General features: G+C 69.9%; 18 protein-coding genes. 12 read left to right on the forward strand and 6 right to left on the reverse strand.

Annotated features, from left to right (window positions below; genetic code table 11):
• Positions 1–31: 31 nt before the first annotated feature.
• A complete protein-coding gene (locus ABXJ52_RS28390) occupies positions 32–232 on the reverse strand; it encodes a hypothetical protein (protein ID WP_367045613.1) in 201 nt (66 codons plus the stop codon).
• A gap of 573 nt (positions 233–805) precedes the next feature.
• Between ABXJ52_RS28390 and ABXJ52_RS28395 the strand changes: the two genes are divergently transcribed.
• The 8 genes from ABXJ52_RS28395 (at position 806) to ABXJ52_RS28430 (ending at position 6,878) form a co-directional block, all read left to right on the forward strand.
• Positions 806–1,591, forward strand: coding sequence for an SAM-dependent methyltransferase (locus tag ABXJ52_RS28395; RefSeq protein ID WP_367045615.1), 786 nt, complete (start codon positions 806–808; stop codon positions 1,589–1,591).
• A 268-nt stretch (positions 1,592–1,859) separates the two neighbouring features.
• Complete coding sequence (locus tag ABXJ52_RS28400) at positions 1,860–2,249, forward strand: ATP-binding protein (RefSeq protein ID WP_367045616.1); 390 nt, start codon at positions 1,860–1,862, stop codon at positions 2,247–2,249.
• Positions 2,250–2,392: 143 nt separating this feature from the next.
• Positions 2,393–3,256: a SigB/SigF/SigG family RNA polymerase sigma factor gene (locus ABXJ52_RS28405; RefSeq protein ID WP_367045618.1), complete on the forward strand. Its 864-nt coding sequence runs from the start codon at positions 2,393–2,395 to the stop codon at positions 3,254–3,256.
• Between the two features lie 165 nt (positions 3,257–3,421).
• Entirely contained in the window at positions 3,422–3,826 is a 405-nt protein-coding gene (locus tag ABXJ52_RS28410) for an STAS domain-containing protein (protein WP_367045620.1), read from the forward strand.
• 54 nt (positions 3,827–3,880) lie between these two features.
• Entirely contained in the window at positions 3,881–5,086 is a 1,206-nt protein-coding gene (locus ABXJ52_RS28415; protein WP_367049332.1) for a spore photoproduct lyase family protein, read from the forward strand.
• Positions 5,087–5,231: 145 nt separating this feature from the next.
• Positions 5,232–5,402, forward strand: a complete 171-nt coding sequence (locus tag ABXJ52_RS28420; RefSeq protein WP_361047959.1) for a hydrophobic protein — start codon at positions 5,232–5,234, stop codon at positions 5,400–5,402.
• A gap of 279 nt (positions 5,403–5,681) precedes the next feature.
• Positions 5,682–6,242 (forward strand): DNA starvation/stationary phase protection protein, encoded by a 561-nt coding sequence (locus ABXJ52_RS28425; protein ID WP_367045623.1) that lies wholly within the window; start codon positions 5,682–5,684, stop codon positions 6,240–6,242.
• A 48-nt stretch (positions 6,243–6,290) separates the two neighbouring features.
• On the forward strand, positions 6,291–6,878 hold the full coding sequence (locus tag ABXJ52_RS28430; protein ID WP_367045625.1) for a DJ-1/PfpI/YhbO family deglycase/protease: 588 nt from the start codon (positions 6,291–6,293) through the stop codon (positions 6,876–6,878).
• Between the two features lie 137 nt (positions 6,879–7,015).
• Here ABXJ52_RS28430 and ABXJ52_RS28435 read toward each other — a convergent pair whose 3' ends face one another.
• A complete protein-coding gene (locus ABXJ52_RS28435) occupies positions 7,016–8,830 on the reverse strand; it encodes a coagulation factor 5/8 type domain-containing protein (protein WP_367045627.1) in 1,815 nt (604 codons plus the stop codon).
• Between the two features lie 416 nt (positions 8,831–9,246).
• Between ABXJ52_RS28435 and ABXJ52_RS28440 the strand changes: the two genes are divergently transcribed.
• Both ABXJ52_RS28440 and ABXJ52_RS28445 read left to right on the forward strand, forming a co-directional pair.
• Positions 9,247–10,299: a LacI family DNA-binding transcriptional regulator gene (locus tag ABXJ52_RS28440; protein WP_367045629.1), complete on the forward strand. Its 1,053-nt coding sequence runs from the start codon at positions 9,247–9,249 to the stop codon at positions 10,297–10,299.
• 96 nt (positions 10,300–10,395) lie between these two features.
• On the forward strand, positions 10,396–11,340 hold the full coding sequence (locus ABXJ52_RS28445) for an aminoglycoside phosphotransferase family protein (protein ID WP_367045631.1): 945 nt from the start codon (positions 10,396–10,398) through the stop codon (positions 11,338–11,340).
• An 83-nt stretch (positions 11,341–11,423) separates the two neighbouring features.
• Here the strand turns inward: ABXJ52_RS28445 and ABXJ52_RS28450 are convergent, their stop codons facing one another.
• From ABXJ52_RS28450 to ABXJ52_RS28465, 4 genes are all read right to left on the reverse strand, one after another.
• Positions 11,424–13,448, reverse strand: a complete 2,025-nt coding sequence (locus tag ABXJ52_RS28450) for an ABC transporter permease (protein ID WP_367045633.1) — start codon at positions 13,446–13,448, stop codon at positions 11,424–11,426.
• Between the two features lie 191 nt (positions 13,449–13,639).
• The gene (gene modA, locus ABXJ52_RS28455) at positions 13,640–14,446 is read right to left on the reverse strand and encodes a molybdate ABC transporter substrate-binding protein (RefSeq protein ID WP_367045635.1); all 807 of its coding nucleotides are present in this window, start codon (positions 14,444–14,446) and stop codon (positions 13,640–13,642) included.
• A 77-nt stretch (positions 14,447–14,523) separates the two neighbouring features.
• A complete protein-coding gene (locus ABXJ52_RS28460; RefSeq protein WP_367045637.1) occupies positions 14,524–14,931 on the reverse strand; it encodes a helix-turn-helix transcriptional regulator in 408 nt (135 codons plus the stop codon).
• A 132-nt stretch (positions 14,932–15,063) separates the two neighbouring features.
• Positions 15,064–15,882 (reverse strand): arylamine N-acetyltransferase, encoded by an 819-nt coding sequence (locus tag ABXJ52_RS28465; protein ID WP_367045639.1) that lies wholly within the window; start codon positions 15,880–15,882, stop codon positions 15,064–15,066.
• Positions 15,883–16,025: 143 nt separating this feature from the next.
• Between ABXJ52_RS28465 and fes the strand changes: the two genes are divergently transcribed.
• Together fes and ABXJ52_RS28475 are read left to right on the forward strand one after the other, a co-directional pair.
• Positions 16,026–17,318 (forward strand): enterochelin esterase, encoded by a 1,293-nt coding sequence (fes, locus tag ABXJ52_RS28470; protein ID WP_367045641.1) that lies wholly within the window; start codon positions 16,026–16,028, stop codon positions 17,316–17,318.
• A gap of 118 nt (positions 17,319–17,436) precedes the next feature.
• The gene (locus ABXJ52_RS28475; protein ID WP_367045643.1) at positions 17,437–17,817 is read left to right on the forward strand and encodes a cell division protein SepF; all 381 of its coding nucleotides are present in this window, start codon (positions 17,437–17,439) and stop codon (positions 17,815–17,817) included.
• Positions 17,818–17,835 lie beyond the last annotated feature (18 nt).

The raw sequence follows: 17,835 nt of genomic DNA on the forward strand, positions 1-17,835 counted from the left end.
AGGAGCTGTGTGTGCAGCTCTGGCATGTCGGTCACACTGCTGCCCGGGTGCGGGGAGCGAGCTGGGGGAAGGTGTCCTTCCACACAGTGCGGACGGTGCGACCGACCAGGGCGTGCAGCATCGGCCACATCTGGAGGAGCAGGTCCTGGTTGAGGTAGCGGGGCAGGTCGTCGCGCAGTCCCTCATGTAGGGCAGTGCGGTACAGGCTCATGCGCTGGCGAGGCTTGCTCATGTCGTACGAGGTCATTGCCGACCGAGCTATGCGCAGTGGCAGCTGCACGACCCCCTGAGTCGGGCCCCAGCTCGTCCGCGACTCCGGCAGGCGCCGTCGGATTTTTGCCCGATACAGCGTGAAGTCCTCGGCGACCGCGCCCTAGAGGTCGCTCGGCGTGGGTGCGGGATGCCGTGGGCTGGAGGGCATGAGTCTCACTCCGGACGCAGACGCGGTGAGGGCCATGATGTGCGAGCCTGCGTCCGGAGTGAGTGGGAGCGGGCTCGTGGAGGGGAGCTGGTCTTGGCAGCCTGTTCCGCCCGAAGAGGAGGACGGGCCGTTGGTTGTGAGGCTCGTTTGACGCTCTGGGTACCGGCACGCGGGTCAGCGAGCCGTGAAACAGGTGCTGACCTGGTCTTTTCCGTGACTCGTTCAGGCGACACCTTCCCGATGACGCATCACGCGGAGTACATCGCGATCCCGGACCCGGCGGCCCCGTAAGCCTCAACACGCTGACCGCCAACGGCAGTTGGCATGGCACACTACTCAACACCAGCCGCCCCTCCCGCCTTTCCGTGATGATGGAGTCCGCCCATGACGGCACCCTCTCCCGACCCCCGAATCAACACCGGTCAGGCCCACCCCGCGCGGGTCTACGACTGGTTGCTCGGCGGCAAGGACAACTACCCCGTCGACGAGGCGGTGGGTGAGAAGCTGCCGCCCGAGGTGCGCATCGGGGCGCTGCAGAACCGCGCGTTCATGAACCGCGCCGTCGCTCATCTCGCGGGGCTGGGCGTCGACCAGTTCCTCGACATTGGCACCGGTATCCCCACCGCGCCCAATCTGCATCAGATCTTGCAGCGCGTCGTGCCGTCCGCGAAGGTCGTCTACACCGACAACGACCCCATCGTGCTGCGCCACGCGGAGGCTCTCCTGGTCAGCAGTACCGAAGGCGCGACCGATTACATCCAGGCCGATGTGCGCGAGCCGGAGGCGATACTTGATCATGCGCGTACCGTCCTGGACTTCGGCCGTCCGATCGGCCTCTCGCTGCTCGCGCTGATGCATTTCGTCGCTGACGAGCAGGACCCGTACGGCATCGTCGCCACGCTGGTCTCGGCCCTGCCGTCCGGCAGTTACCTGGTGCTCTCGCACGCCTCCAACGACATCTTCCCCGAGGTGGCGGAGCAGGCGACCGAGCAGTACGCGAGGAGCGGCATGACGCTCGCCCTCCGCTCCCGCGGGGAGGTGGCCCGCTTCATCGAGGGCATGGAGCCCGTCGCGCCCGGCCTGGTGACGGCCCCCGAGTGGTTCCGCGAGCAGCCCGCGCCGCAGCCCGCGCCGAGCGGGATGTACGCAGTGGTGGCACGGTTGCCGTGAGTTCCCCGCAGGCAGCAGCGATAACTGACAACTGGCCAGTGACGACAGGCATGCTCCTCATCGGAGCCGTCGTCATCGCATTCTTCGTCGTCAGGAGCAGGAAGTAGTAGGAAGTAGTGGGAAGTAGTAGGAGGAGGCGGCCCGCCCTCATCCCTTTCGCGTTCGTGGGTGGGAGTGTCGCGTGCGGTGGCTCGGGCAGACGGGATGACAGGAAGGTGTGTCTGTCGCCATACGAGTAGCAACGCTGCAGAGAGGGGCGGAGGTCTTCATGACCAGTCATACGGCGCCCGAGATCCAGGACATGGCCTGTCACGACGCGCGCGCCGAGGTCAGGGCAGTCCTGGAGTCCGTCTGCCTGCCTCTGTCCTCGCTCCAGGCCAGGCGTTTTCGTGAGGACGCTCTGCTGGTGACCAGCGAGCTGACGTCCAACGCCATTCTGCACGGCGGAGGGCTCTCTCTGTTCAGCGCCTGTGTCGAGGACGGGTTCCTGGTGGTGCGGGTGGGCGACCGCAGCACGGCCGCGCCTCACCTCGTACGCCAGAACCCAGGACTGCCCGGCGGTTTCGGCTGGATGATCGCCCAGCGTCTCGCCTCGCACGTCTCCGTCGACGTACAGCCCGAGGGCAAGACCGTCACAGCCGTCCTGGCCCTGCCCTGAACCACCGCTCGCTTCTTCGCTCACGCACCACCGGCCACTCGTGACGATCACTTGGGTTTTGTGTGCATGATCGTCTCTCTGCCGGGTACCCGCGCCAGCACGGGGTGGACAGGCAAGCTCGAACGACAAAAGGGGCAGGGTGCATGACGACCGTGACGACGCAGGAGAAGACCCAGGCCGCTCAGGCCCAGGAGGACCTCGTCGAGCAGGCTCTCGCGGATCCGTCCTCCATCGCGCCGAGGGACGCGCGAGAGATCGGCAAGCGGTTCTTCGACCGGCTGACCCAGCTGGAGGAGGGTACGCACGAGTACCAGTACGTGCGTAACACCCTGATCGAAATGAACCTCTCCCTCGTGCAGTACGCGGCTTCCCGGTTCCGGCACCGTGGCCAGGAGGAGATGGAGGACATCGTTCAGGTCGGCACGATCGGCCTGATCAAGGCGATCGACCGGTTCGAGCTGACCCGCGAGGTCGAGTTCGCCACCTTCGCCGTCCCCTACATCACCGGCGAGATCAAGCGGTTCTTCCGCGACACCAGCTGGGCCGTGCACGTGCCGCGCCGTCTGCAGGAAGCCCGCATCGAACTGTCCAAGGCCACCGAGGAGTTGCGCACGCGTCTGGGGCGCAATCCCTCCACGGCCGAGCTGGCCGAGCTGATGCAGCTGGAACCGGCTGAGGTCGCCCAGGCCCAGATGGCGTCCAACGGCTACAACGCCGCCTCCCTGGATGCCGCGGTGATGAATGGAAGTGAGGAATCCGACACGGCGCTGGCCGACTTCATCGGCTTCGAAGAGGATTCCTACGAGCTGATCGACAACTTCAACTCCCTGGCCCCGCTCATCGCCGGCCTCGACGAGCGGGAGCGCACGCTGATCCATCTCCGCTTCGTCGAGGAGCAGACCCAGGCGCAGATCGGCGAAGTGCTGGGCATCTCGCAGATGCACGTCTCGCGGCTGATCACCCGCGTCGTGGCCAAGCTCCGCACCGGCCTGATGGCCAACAACTAGGCAGGTCCGGCTCCTCCGGATAGGCGAACTCAGCTTCTCCGGAAGGCAGGCCCGCCCCTCCGGATAGTCAGGTCCCGCTCCTGCGGACCCGGCACCGCCCTCCGTCACCCTCAGTGGCGGAGGGCGGGGTGCATTGAGGGCAGACTCTGTGCCAGGGTGCCTTTCATGACATCAGGCAGACCGAAAGTACGTCTCGACCAGCAGGAACGCGTGGCGATGATCACGCTCCACGGTGACGTGGACCTGCACGATCTCACCGAGGTCACCGGCGCCCTCACGCAGGCGCTGTCCGACATCACGACGGACGCCACCCTGATCGGCCTGTCGGAAGTGACCTTCGCCGACAGCACCTTCCTCAACCAGCTCCTCCAGACGTTCTCCGAGCACACCGCACAGGGCAGGCCGCTCGTCCTCACCGGACCCCTGCACTCGGCCGTGCAACGACTGCTGCAGATCACCGGCACCGACGCGATCCTGCCACTCGCCCCCACCGTGCAGGAGGGACTGCGGCAACTCCGAGCTGCCTCCCTTTCCACGGCAAGCGACCAGGGGCCCGAAGTCGGCATCTGACCGACGCCGGCCAGGCGCGGAAAGGGACGGTACGTGGACCGGAAGGGACGGTACGTGGACCGGTCGGCGGCGGGATCCGGCTCGGGGGAGCCGGAGCAGCCCGAGCAGCAGGCGCTTTTCGAGTGGTCGGACGCCCCGTCGGCGCCGGGCACCCCGTCGGCGCCGGACGCCGCGCACGGGGCCGTCCGGGACAGCCTGCAGGCCCGGCGTCTGCTCGACGTGCGGGAGGTCTACGCGGAGCCCGCGGCTCTCGCGTCTCCGCGTGGGCAACAGATCATGGCCCGGCTGCCGGGCGTGAGCGTGACCGAGGTCGACAGCCACTGGCGCATCCCCTCCCTGCACGGCAACGACGGCAACATCGCCCGGTGGGTCCGCGTCAAGACCGGGACGCTCGTCCTCGGGGTCAAGCACACGCTCGCCACGCGCCCCAACGGCCGGTCGGCCGACTGGATCGCGCCGGGCCCCTCCAACGGGTGCGCGATGGCCTGCGCCTACTGCTACGTACCCCGCCGCAAGGGCTACGCCAACCCCATCACCCTGTTCACCAACATCGAGGCGATCGTCGCCCATGTCCGGCGCCACGTACGGGCCCAGGGGCGCAAGACAGAACCCAACCAATGCGATCCCCTGTCATGGGTCTACGACATCGGGGAGAACGGCGACTGCTCCGTCGACGCCCTGGTCTGCGACAACACCGCCGATCTGGTGGCCGCGTTCCGCGGCCTGCCGACGGCGAAGGCCTCCTTCGCCACCAAGTTCGTCAACCCCGATCTGCTCGCACTCGACCCGCAGGGGCGCACCCGGGTGCGGTTCTCCCTCATGCCTGCCGTCGATGCCCGACTGCTGGACATCCGCACCAGCCCGATCGCCGAGCGGATCGCCGCGGCCGCCGACTTCCTCGATGCCGGCTACGAGGTTCACTTCAACCTCTCACCGGTCGTGCTGCGTCCGGGATGGCAGCAGGACTGGGCCGATCTGTTCGACCATCTCGACGATGTCCTGCCCGCCCGTGTGAAGGAACAGGCAGCTGCCGAGATCATCATGCTGACCCACAACCGGTCGCTGCATGAGGTCAATCTGGGCTGGCATCCTCGCGCGGAGGAAGTGCTGTGGCAGCCGGACGCCCAGGAGACCAAGCGCTCCCAGAACGGGGCCCTCAACGTGCGCTACGCCCAGGACGTCAAGCAGCACTCCCTGGTACGCCTCAAGCAGCTGCTGGCGGACCACGCGCCTTGGCTGCGCGTCAGGTACGCCTTCTGATCTTCTCCGGCGGGGTGCGCATGACCGGGGCGGAAGGGGGCACTCCACGGTGCGGCACATGCCCTGCAACTCGTGAAAGAAACGCGCCTTTTGTGTGTTTGTAGGCTGGGGTTAAGAGCACATGGCGGTCAGGAGGTTGATAACAATGGTTCCCCTGATTCTGGTTCTTCTTCTGGCTCTTCTGCTCTTCGGTGCGGGCTTCGCACTCAAGGCGCTGTGGTGGATCGCCGTCATCGTGCTCGTGGTGTGGCTGCTCGGCTTCGTGATCCGGCCCGCCGCGAGTGGCGGCCGAAAGGGCCGCTGGTACCGATGGTGATCCGCGTCGCACGGCATATCGCATGACGCATCGCATGACCGCATGACCGCATGACCGCATGACACGGGGCGGGCCCGGCCTTCAGAAGGCCGGGCCCGCCCCGTGTCATGCCCGTCCACCCCCGCGGGGCTGCGGGGGTGCGATTTTCGTCCGCCCTCCCCGATTGCATACGAGGACCCTGATTGCGTACGAGGATCACGGGTACTGGGAGGGGGCAAAACCCCGGTATCGGGCAAAACCCGGCACGGGGTGAAACCGCACGAGACAGGAGTGACAGCCATGGCTTCCGAGACCACCCCCCGCTACACCGTCCCGGGACTCACGGTGCAGGACGCCGGCTCGGTCATCGAAGTGCTGCAGCAGCGCCTGCACTCCCTCAACGACCTCCATCTCACGCTCAAGCACGTCCACTGGAACGTGGTCGGTCCGCACTTCATCGCCGTGCACGAAATGCTCGACCCGCAGGTCGACCGGGTGCGCGACATGGCCGACGACGTCGCCGAGCGCCTCGCCGCCCTGGGCGGTGTCGCCCACGGCACGCCCGGCGCGCTCGTCGCTGAGCGCTCCTGGCAGGACTACAGCGTGGGCCGCGCGGACGCGATAGCCCACCTCGGTGCGCTCGACCTCGTGTACACCGGCCTGGTCCAGGACCTGCGCCTCGCGATCAAGACCGTGGGGGACATCGACCCGGCCACCGAGGACCTGCTGATCGGGCAGCTGCGCGACCTGGAGCAGTTCCAGTGGTTCGTACGGGCGCACCTGGAAACCGCTGGCGGCACCCTCGCCACGGCCGACGCCAGCACCGAGAAGGAAGCCGCCGAGCAGTCCGTCGACCGGTGACGGTCACGGTCGCCACGCGGTCCACGAACGAGAGAAAGGCACATCATCATGTCCGACAAGCCGCTCGACGGTCGACGCGTGCTGGTACTCGTCTCCAACTACGGCGTTGAGCAGGACGAGTTGCTGGTGCCGACCCGTCGGTTGCAGGAGGACGGCGCGGACGTCACCATCGCGGCCGTGACCTCGGATCCGGTCCAGACCCTGGTGGGTGACCGGGATCCCGGCGAGGCGGTGAAGCCCACCACCACGCTCGAGGCGCTGGATCCCGGCGCGCACGAGCTCCTGCTGATCCCTGGCGGCACCATCAACGCCGACCAGCTCCGCCTGGAGTCCAAGGCCCTCGAGACGATCAGGGCGTTCGCGGAGTCGGGGCGTCCGATCGCCGCGATCTGCCACGGCCCCTGGGCCCTGGTGGAGGCCGACGTCCTGCGCGGCAAGACCCTGACCTCCTACCCGTCGGTCCGTACCGACGCCCGCAACGCAGGGGCCAAGAGCTGGGTGGACGAGGCTGTCGTGAGCGACAGTGCCAACGGCTACACCCTGATCACGTCACGGACGCCGAAGGACCTCGACGACTTCCTGGGCGCCGTCCGCCAGTCCCTGGCCGGCTCCGGCGAAAGGCCTGCCGACGGCTGAGGAGTCGGACGAGCGTGGCCCGTGCCCGGCCGGAGGGGAGTCCGGCCGGGCACGGGGTCTGAAGGAGATTTCAGGCAACGGGAGTTGAGCGCGAGACGGTCAGGAAGGGCGTCCGTCAGCGCCGTGCGCAGGTCGGTTCAGGGATACGAGACCACCGTGGACGGCACCGTGTCGGAGCCCGATGTGGGAGACCCGATTCCGTTGATGACGTGCGCGTACTGGCCCTTGCCGCCGAGCGAGACGACGAGCAGGTGGTGGAACTTCACGTCCGGCTTGTTCGGCGCGGCGAAGCCGTGTTCCTGCACGATGGTCGGGTCGACGTTGTAGAAGCAGTAGCTGCCGAGGCCCCAGCCCTCATGGGTGTTGACGGAGTCGGCGACCTTGTACGCGGCGAAGCCCCGCAGGCTGCCGTTCTGGATGGCGGCCTGGTTGGGGGCGTCGTACGCCTTCTCGTTCTGGTAGAAGATCGTGCGACCGCGCTCGCCGTTCCACTGCACGTCGTACTTGTTGAAGTGCTCCACGAACAGGCCCGTGGCCAGGACGTCCGCGCCGTTGACGACCACGCCGTAGTCGGCCCGGTTGGTCTCCCAGCCGACGCCGTCACCGTGGTCGGCGCGCCAGACCCAGGTGTGGTCGACGATGGTGTGGCGGCTGTTGATCACCATGCTGGTGGTGGCCTTGCCCGCGCCCGCGCCGCCGATACGGACGAACACGTCCTGGACGGTGGTCGGGTTGCCGACGTGCGAGGCGCTCGCGCCCGCGGGACCGACCTCTACGAGTATCTGGGAGTTCTGCGGTCCCGCGTCGACCAGGAACCCGGCGAGCCGCACCCCGTCCACGTCGGCGGTCTTCACCGCGGTGACCCCGCCGTCCGGGATGAGGGTGGCGTAACCGATGCCGAGGACGACGGCGTTCGCCCGCTTGACCTCGATCGGCCGGTCGAGGTGGTAAATGCCGGGCGTGAGCAGGAGGTTGAGGCCCTGGTCGAGGGCGGCGTTGAGGGTGGCCGCGCTGTCGCCCGGCTTGGCGAGGTAGAAGGCGGAGAGGGAGAGGGACTGGCCCTGCGGGGTGCCGCTGCCCCAGCTCGTGCCGCGGGCGTTGGTGCGCAGGGCGGGCAGGAAGACCTTGTACTCCGCGCCGTCGAGGTAGATGAAGGGCTTCTCGCGGGAGTACGGGGTGTTGTTCAGGGTGGTGTACGGCGGGTTGGGGAAGGAGTCGCCGGGCGCTCCCTCCACCCCCGAGAACACCATGTTCCACACCGCGTTCAGCCAACCGCCGATCGAGCTGTCGCGGGTGTACCACTGCTGCTGGGAGTACGGCTGGACGGTGCCGTCGATGCGGCTGTCGGCGATGTAGCCGCCGCTGGCCCAGCCGTAACCGTTGGGGGCGAGGTTCAGGTCGCCGCGGATGTGCATGCGGCGGAACGGGGCGGCCTGGGAGACCGCCCAGCGGTTGGCGCCGCTGACCGGGGAGAGGGAGAGATTCTCCGCCGAGCGCCAGAAGTTCTGCGTCGCGTTTCCGTTGAACCAGCCCGCGTCGACGGTGACGTCGCCGTTGAAGTGCGTGTCGTCGGGGGAGAGGCCGAGGCCCATGATCGAGGTGTAGAAGCCGATCTGGGCGTTGAGGCCGCTGTAGTTGCCGGGCTTGAACAGCAGGGCGTAGCGGGCCGAGCCGAACTGCGCCGACTCCTGCTGCTTGAAGATCTCGTCCAGTTTCGCCTGGATACCGCCGGTGGACGGGTCGAAGACGATGACGTTCGGGCCGAAATCGGGGGCGAGGGCGTTCGCCGCCTGTGGGCGTCGGGCGGCGGGGGCCTGAGCCGGGGGCGTGTCGGGAGCGGCGACCGCCTGCGAGGCGAGCAGGCCGGTGGCCGGGACGGCGAGGGCGGCGGCCAGGGCGGAGCGGCGGGAGAGGGTGGATCTCGGGGCGGGCGAAGGCTGGTGCTCGGACATGGCAAGTCCTTCTGTCGGCTGGGCGGTTGGTGCGCTGCGTGCTCGTGGTGGGGGCGGTGCGGCTCCGGAGTGGTTGGGGCGGAGCGGGAGTCCCGTACCTGAGTTCAGTCGTCGTTACTTAGGTTCAGAACCTGAACAGTGAGCTGGGAGAGAGCGCTCTCTCGCGTTGGATAGTTGTGTCTCGGACGAGGCGCGTCAAGGGGGTGCGCACGATGTCGCGCTGACTGGGTGGAGAGAAGTCAACTAGGTTCCGCTGTGGGAAAGTTGACGTCAAACGGGGGTACGTGGGTGAAATGTCCGCCCGGGTGGAGGTGCTGACACAACCGAGGCTGTGCGCACGGGAGTTGACGAGACGCCGGCCTCGGAGAACCGAGCGATCACCCAACCGGTCGCTGTCCGGTTGCTATAAAGACCCGGTGACTGCCGACGCCATGCGCCCCGCCCGCCCCGTGACCCTGGAGGACGTGGCCCGGACGGCCGGGGTGTCGCGTGCCACCGTCTCCAGGGTCGTGAACGGCGCGCCCACCGTCGACCCTGTGCTGCGCCGCAAGGTGGAGGAAGCGGTCGAGGCCACCGGTTACGTCCCCAATCAGGCCGCCCGCTCCCTGGTGACCCAGCGGACCGACTCCATGGCCCTGGTGGTGTCCGAGCGGGAGCGCCGGCCGATCGAGGCTCCCTTCGTGGGCCGGATGTTCACCGACCCGCACTTCGGGCGGGTGGTCGGCGGGCTCCTGGACGTGCTGCGCCCGGCAGGGGTCCAGATGGTCCTGATGCTGGTCGACGACGACACCTCGCGCCGGCAGCTGCTGTCGTATCTGCGCCAGGGTCACGTGGACGGCGCGGTGCTCGTCTCCTCGCACGCCTCCGATCCACTGCCGCGGCTGCTCGCGGAGACCGGCCTGCCCGCCGTGCTCGCGGGGCGCCCGGCGGAGACGGTCCCGCTGCCGTACGTCGAGGTGGATCAGCGGGTGGGTGCGCGGATGGCCGTCGACCGCCTCGTCGCCGGTGGCCGTCGCAGGATCGCTACGATCGCCGGCCCGCAGGACATGCCGGCCGCCCAGGAGCGCCTCGAAGGTTTCCGCGAGGCGCTGGCCGCGCACGGGATCACCGAAGCTCCCTGGACCGAGGCGGATTTCACCCGGGTGGGCGGGGCCGACGCGATGCGGCGCCTCTTGTCCCAACACCCGGACGTGGACGGCGTGTTCGTCGCATCGGACCTGATGGCGCAGGGCGCGCTGCAGACGCTGCTGCGGGCGGGCAGGGTGCTGCCACGGGACGTGGCGGTGGTCGGCTTCGACGACAGCGAGGCCGCCCGATCCTGCGAGCCCGCACTGACGACGGTCCGGCAGCCGGTGGAGGAAATGGCCGCCGAGATGGCCCGACTGCTGCTGGCCCGGATCAAGCAGCCGGGGGAGGCACCGCTGTCGATGGTGTTCCGTCCGGTGTTGGTCGAGCGGGCTTCGGGGTGAGGGGTGGGGGAGTGGTCCCGGAAGCCCGGCGCTTGACGGCCCGCCTCCCCGATAAATTCGTTGCCGGGCGGGTTCGCGCGAGGCGATGATCCCCCCATGGCTCCGACTCCTCCTGCGAACCCGAGTCCCCCCGAAGCCCCGTCTCCCCCCGACGGCCGTGCCGGGATTGACGTCGGGCTGGTGAAACGTCTGGTCGCCGCGCAGTTTCCGCAGTGGCGTGACCTGCCCGTCAGGCCCGTGGAGGTTGACGGTTGGGACAACCGGACCTACCGCCTGGGCGAGACCCTGACCGCCCGGCTGCCCACCGCCGCCGGTTACGTTCCCGCGGTGGCCAAGGAGAACGAATGGCTGCCCCGGCTCGCGCCGTCCCTGCCGTTCGACGTTCCGCCGATCATGGGCGAGGGCGTCCCTGGCGAGGGGTATCCCTACCCGTGGTCCGTGCGTGGTTGGCTGGACGGCGAGACGGCTGCTCGCGGACGCATCGACGACATGGAGCAGTTCGCCGTTTCCGTCGCCGACTTCATCCTCGCTCTTCAGGGCTGCGACACCACTGGAGGCCCGCTCGCGGGCGAGCACAGCTGGTACCGAGGGGCGTCCCCGGCGTACTACGACGAGGAGACCCGGCGGTGCCTCGCCGCACTCGACGGCCGTGTCGACACGGGCAGGGCGGCGGCCGTCTGGGAAGCCGCCCTCGACGCCGAGTGGCGCGGGGAGCCCGTGTGGTTCCACGGCGACATCGCTTCGGGCAACCTCCTTGTCGCCGACGGCAAGTTGACCGCCGTCATCGACTTCGGCACATCGGGCGTCGGGGACCCGGCCTGCGATCTGGTGATCGCGTGGGGGATGTTCTCGGGCGACAGCCGGGAGACGTTCCGGCGCGCGGTCGGCCAGGACGAAGGCACCTGGGCGCGGGCCCGCGGCTGGCTGCTGTGGAAGTGCCTGCTGACCCTGACCGGGCACATCGACACCGACCCGGAGCGGGCAGCCGTCGACCAGCGGCTCATCGCCCAGGTCCTGGCCGACCACGAGCGCTTCGGCTGAGGCGGAGTTGAGCGGGGCGAGGTCCGGCGGGGCGGAGTTGGGCGGGGCGAGGCCCGGCGGGGCGGAGTCCGGCGGGGGAAGCCCTACGTCGGCACGACCGTCGCCTCCGTCGCCTTCACGCTGGTCCACACCGACGTCCCGTCCGTGAGGCCGAGTTCGGCCGCTGCCTGCGGAGTGATCTCGGCGACCAGGTCCGGGGCCTGGGGCGAGGTGATCAGGAGGCGGAGCCTGCTGCCGCTGGTGGTGATCTCGCGGATGGTGCCGGGCCAGACGTTGCGGGGACTGCCGGTGGGCTTGTCGCGGTGCACGGAGACCGCCTCCGGCGCGATGATCGCCAGCGCCTGCGTGCCCGGCGGCAGCGGCTCGGCGGTCACGAGGGTTCCCCCGCCGGGCAGGACGAGACCCTCGGGCCCCGCTGTGCCGGGCCAGGCGTTGCGGCCCAGCATCCGGGCCACCCACGGAGAGCGGGGGTGCCGGGTCACCTCGGCGGGCGTCTCGTCCTGGAGGGCGCGCCCTTGGTCGAGTACGAGCACCCGGTCGGCGAGGGACACCGCCTCGACCGGGTCGTGCGTGACGATCAGGCAGACACCGCCGAAGGTGTCGAGGTGCGTGCGCAGGGTGTGACGCACATGGGCCCGGGTCGTCTGGTCGAGCGCGGCGAGCGGCTCGTCCAGGAGGAGCAGCCGGGGTCGGGCCGCCAACGCCCGTGCCAGCGCCACCCGTTGGGCCTGCCCGCCGGAGATCTGGGCCGGCCTGCGGTGCGCGAGGTGGCCGACGCCGAGCCGGTCCAGCCACTCCTGCGCGCGCCGCCGCGCCTCGGCCCGCGGAACACCCAACGCGCGCGGCCCGTACGCCGTGTTGGCGAGGGCGCTCATGTGCGGGAACAGCGCACCGTCCTGCGGGACCCAGGCGACGTGGCGGAGGTGCGGCGGCAGCGCGGTGACGTCCGTGTCGCCCAGCCGCAGATCGGCGTGGGCGCGCGGCGTGAGGCCGAGGAGCGCACGCAGCAGCGTGGTCTTGCCGGCGCCGTTGGGTCCGACGACGGCGATCGTGGTGCCCGGTTCCGCGTCCAGGGTGAGGTGGTTGAATCCGGTGACCTCGGCGTGCAGGGACCAGCGCTCCGTCGAGGGTGGCGAGGGTTCTTCCGCCGCCGCCTCGGGAAGCCCGAGCCCGTACGCGAGGCCGGGCCCACCCCCGGACCCGAATCCAGGCCCACCCTCAGACCCGGCCCCAGGCCCGCCCCCAAACGCGACCGCCTCGTCCGGCAGCCCCGCCGAGGGACGCCGCCCCCGGCCCCTCCCGCCCGGAGCGCTCATCCAACGACCGCGCAGCGCGACGAGCACCGCCATGGCGATGGCGAGCAGCAGCAGCGACACGGATGTCGCGGCTTCGGGCGAGTCCTGGAGCAGCAGGTACACCTGGAGGGGCAGGGTCTGCGTGGTGCCGGGGAGGTTGCCCGCGAAGGTGATGGTCGCGCCGAACTCGCCGAGGGCCCGCGCCCAGGTCAGAGCGGCTCCGGCGATGAGCCCGGGAGCGACCATGGGCAGCGTGACGGTACAGAACACCCGTACGGGCGAGGCCCCCAGGGACGCCGCGGTCTCCTCGTAACGGGGGCGGAGTCCGCCGAGCGCGCCTTCGAGGCTGATGACGAGGAAGGGCATCGCGACGAAGGCGGCGGCGATCACCGCGCCGGACGTGTGGAACGGCAGAGTGATCCCGAACGTGTCCTCCAGCCACGGCCCGAGCAGCCCGCGCCGCCCGAAGGCGAGCAGCAGGGCGACGCCGCCCACGGTGGGCGGAAGCACCATCGGGAGCAGCACGAGGGAACGTACGACCGCCTTGCCGGGAAAGTCGACGCGGGCGAGCAGCCAGGCCAGCGGCACCCCGAGCAGCAGGGAGATCCCGAGCGCCCAGAAGGAGACGACGAGGGACAGCTTCAGCGCCTGCGTGGTCCCCTCGGCGGTCAGATGCGCCCCGAGCTCGCCCCACTCCGTACGGACGAGGATCCCGAGCAGCGGCAGCATCAGGAACGCGATGGCGAGCAGCGCGGGGATCGCGAGGGCGAGCGGTGTGCGGGGGCCGGCGGTGCGGCCGCGCAGGCGTTTCATCGTGGTCCCTGGGGTGCGCGCGGGATGGTTCGCGAGGTGAGGGGGCGTACGGGGCGTTCCGGGGGACGGCCCGGAGCACCCCGACCGGGGAGGCGGTCGGCCCCCTCACCTCGGCATGCGGGCCACGGCTTCTCGCAGCCCGCGGGCATGCGGGCCACGACTCTGCGAAGCCGGCCCGCGGGGCATGCGGGCTACGGCTTCTCGAAGCCCGCGTCCTTGAGGATCTTCTGCGCGGCGGGCGTCGAGAGCCACTTCACGAAGGCGTTCGCGGCCTCCGTGTGCTTCGACGTCTTCAGGGTGGCCGCGGGGTACGAGGCGATCGCGTTCTGGCCGTCGGGGATCTTGACCGCGTCGACCTTCTTGGGGGCGGTGGCGGCGTCGGTCTTGTAGACGAGCCCGGCGTCGGCCTCGCCCAGTTCGACCTTGCTCAGGACCGAGCGGACGTCGAGCTCCTGCGACACCGGCTGCACGTCGATCTTCTGGTCGTCCAGGATCTGCTTGCTGTAGCGGCCGACCGGCACCTCGGGCGCGGCGAGCACGACCTTCAGCTTGCTGTCCGAGAGGTCCTTCAGCTCGGCGACCTTCTTCGGGTTGCCCTCGCCGACCGCGATGACCAGGCGGTTCTTGGCGATGACGGACGGCTTCCCGGTGTCGGCCTTCAGCCCGTCCATCGTCTTGGTGTCGGCGGTGACCAGGGCGTCGGCCGGAGCGCCCTGCTTGACCTGGGCGGCCAGCTGCTGGGAGCCACCGAAGGAGAAGTCGACCTTCGTCCCCGGGTTCTCCTTCTCGTACGCGGCTCCGGCGGCCTTGAACACATCGGTGAGCGAGGCGGCGGCGAGCACCATCAGGTCGGCCTTCGGGGCGGCGGCGCCGGCGGGCTTCTTGCCGCTGTCGTCCTTGCTGTCGTCGTTGCCGCAGGCGGCGAGCGGGACGAGCAGGGCGGCCGTGAGCACGGCGGCGGCGGTGCGGCGCCGGGCGGGGGTGAGAGCGAGGGACATGAGTGTGGGACTCCTAGGGGCGAGGCCGGCGGAGCGGTCCGGCCGTGGTTGCGGACCCTGGGGTGCGGACCAGGGGGTCAGGTGCGGTCGATGTGCACGCTGGTGGACTTCACGCGGGCGGTTGCCTGCATGCCGACCTCCAGGCCCAGCTCCTCCACGGCCTCCCGGGTCAGGAGCGAGACGAGCCGGTGCGGACCCGCCTGGATCTCGACCTGGGCCGCGACGTCACCGAGCTTCACGGCGGTGACGATGCCGGGAAAGGCGTTGCGGGCGGAGGTGTAGGGGACGTCGTCCTCGCCGTTGCCCCCCTGTGCCTGCCCCTGCGCGACCTCGACGGAGAACGCGGCGAGATCGCGGCCGTCGATGAGCCGGCGGCCGCCTTCGTCCCGGTGGGTGGCGACCCGTCCGGCGTCCGCCCAGCGTCGAGCGGTGTCGGGGCTTACGCCGAGCAGGCGCGCCGCCTGTCCGATGGTGTAGGACTGCATGCGCGACACGATAGGCCGCTTCACCTGGCATCTACAACACTTCTGGGTCTTTCTACGTCGCAGATGCGACCCCTCTTGGAGGAAGTGTCAAGACGCGGATTCCGTGGGGCCTCCTTCGGGGAACCGGAAGTGTCAAGAGGCGGATTCCGTGCGGCCGCCCCCAGGGAACAGGGCCTCCCGTACCTGCGGCACCTGCCCCAGAACGATGCCGAAGTGGGTGGCGTACGCGTCGAGCACCTCGGCGTCCGTGGCCAGTTCGACGCTCCCGCGCTCACCGCCCGCCGTCGTGGTGGTGAGGGTGCGGCCGCTGAGGGTGATCCGCCCGGTCCCGGTGAGCATCGAGCAGACCAGTGACCGCGTGAAGTGGGACCGGGGCGAAGTGCGGTGCCACCAGGCGCCGGCCGTGAAGTCGCCGAGGGCGCGCGGGCGCCGGTCGACCACGTACTGCCGCTTGCCGTCCCTGCTGACGTCCAGATCGCCTTCGGGGGTCTCGTCGATACGGAAGGTGCCGCCGGGGTCCTGCTGGTCCGCGCGTTCGCCGAAGGCCAGCGGGAAATGGCTGTGAGTTCCGAAGCCGACGTCCGCCAGCCGGTCACCGCCGTCGGAGGTACGCACGTGCAACGCCAGGTGGTCGTAGGGGATTCCGGGGTGCCCCTCGGCGTCGTACACACGGGCTTGCAACAAGGTGACCTCGAAGCCGAGCGCGGTGAGCAGCGCGCCGAACGCCCCGTTGAGTTCGTAGCAGAAGCCGCCGCGGTGGGCGCCGACGACCTTCGCGACCAAGGAATCCTCGGTGAGTTCGATGTCCTCGCCGAGATGGATGGAGAGGTTCTCGAAGGGGACGGCGCGCAGATGCGCGACGTGCAGATCGTGCAGGGCGCGCGTGGTGGGAGCGGCGGGACGCTCGGTACCGATGCGGCGCAGGTAGGCATCCGTCTGATCAGAATCCATGGGCAGATTCTCGTCCCCGGGCGCGTCATGGGCCTGCCCGGAGTGGTGTTGACTTTTTGACTTAGGTTAGGCTTAGCTAAGTTGATGTTGCTGTGTGCTGGGCCAGGAAGGCGGGGAACGATGCGGGTCCTCTTCGTGTGCGGATGACGGTCACCACGGGGGTGCTCGCGGCCGACGCGGCGCCCCGCAGGCTCGCGGGCGCCACGCCCCACATCGAGCGCGTCGCAGCACGCGCCGCCGACGCCACCGAGGCCGAACGTGCCGTCATCCTGGAGGAGTTCTGGGCGGATGCCGCGCGCCGCGGCACCCCCCTGGTCGAGGCGCTCGACGGCGACCCGGACCATTGCGCAGTGACCTTCCTGTGGCGCGGCCACCGGGCCACCCGCCAGGTCCTGCTGCTCGCCGAAGGCCTCGCGGACCCTGCCGGCCTCGCAGCGTCCCGGCTGAGCCCGCTGCCCGGCACGGACATCTGGCACCTCACCTACCGGCTGCGCGCCGACCACCGCGGCTCGTACCGCATGGCCTCCGACATCTCGCCCGGCGAACCGCCCGCCTCTCCCGATCTCCTCCAGCGGCGGCTGCTGTCCCTGTCCGCGCACGCCGCGCCCGACCCGCTCAACCACCGGCGTACTCCCGGCCGTTGGCCGGGCGCCGACACCTCCGTCTTCGAGCTGCCGCGGGCGCCCGCGCGGGCATGGACCGAGCGGCGCTCGGGAGTGGCCCGGGGGAAGGTCGAGCGGCACCGGCTGCCCGCAGGGGTGCTCGGCGCCGAGCGTGACGTGTGGGCGTACCTCCCGCCGGGCAGCCGGGAGGCCGAACTGCCGGTGCTCGTGCTGAACGACGGCGACATGTGGTTCGGGCGGCTCGCCTTCCAGGACGTGCTGGACGCCCTCATCGCCGACGGCGCGGTGCCGCCGCTCGCCGTCCTCGCCCCGGACTCCGTCGACAGGGCCACGCGCAGCCGTGAACTGGGCGCGCCCGACAGCCACGTGCGATTCCTCGCCGACGAGCTGCTGCCGTGGGCGGCGGGCCGCTGGCCCCTCACCACCGACCCCGCGCGCACGCTCGTCGCGGGCCAGGGCCTCGGAGGGCTGACCTCCCTGCACGCGGGATTCCGCCGGCCGGAACGCTTCGGCAAGGTCCTGGCCCAGTCGGCACCCCTCTCCGCACCCTCCTCTGTGGCCCTCAGCGAACCTTTCGCCGCGCCCTTCACCTCGCCCCCTTCGCGCCTCGGTGACGGCGCGTTCCGGCCCGTCACCGTGCGCCTCGACGTCGGACTGCGCGAGGGCGCGATTCTCGGCCACCACCGCGATCTGTACGAGACTCTGCGCTCGCGCGGCTGCCCGGTGACCCTGAACGAGTACAACGGCGGCCATGACTGGGCCTGTTGGCGTGCCTGCCTGGCCGAAGGGCTTGTGGGACTCCTGGGACACTGACCCGCCGGCCCTGGCAGACTGGTCCGCTCGCTCCGTGTCGCTGTTGGGCTGAACGGGTGAGGTCGCGTAAGAATGAGCCAGTGCAGATATCGAGTGCGAGCCAGGACGGGGTGGAGCGTTGAACAGCCACGACGTCACCGATGAACAGTGGGAAGGGCTCGCCCAGGTCGTACCGCTGCGCAGCCGCAACGAATGGCCGTCCTGGCCCGGACACCGCGCGATGCCCGAAGCGGAGACCGAGGCGCGGCGGCGTTTTGTGGTGATGCGGGTGAACATCTTCGCGGACGCCCGCGAGGTCGCCGAGACGGTGATGGCGCAGATTCCGGTCCTGCTCGACCTGACCGGTGCGGAGACGGAAGTCGCCAAGCGGGTCCTTGACTTCAGCAGCGGCGTGGTCCTCGGCCTCGGTTGCGGGATGCACCGCGTCGACAAGAACGTCTTCCTGCTCGCGCCGCCCGGGACCGAGGTACAGGGGCTCGTCGCGGCCGCACAGTCGTAGGCGCTGCGGGAGTCGCTC

Source organism: Streptomyces sp. Je 1-332 (assembly GCF_040730185.1).
Classification (GTDB): Bacteria; Actinomycetota; Actinomycetes; order Streptomycetales; family Streptomycetaceae; genus Streptomyces.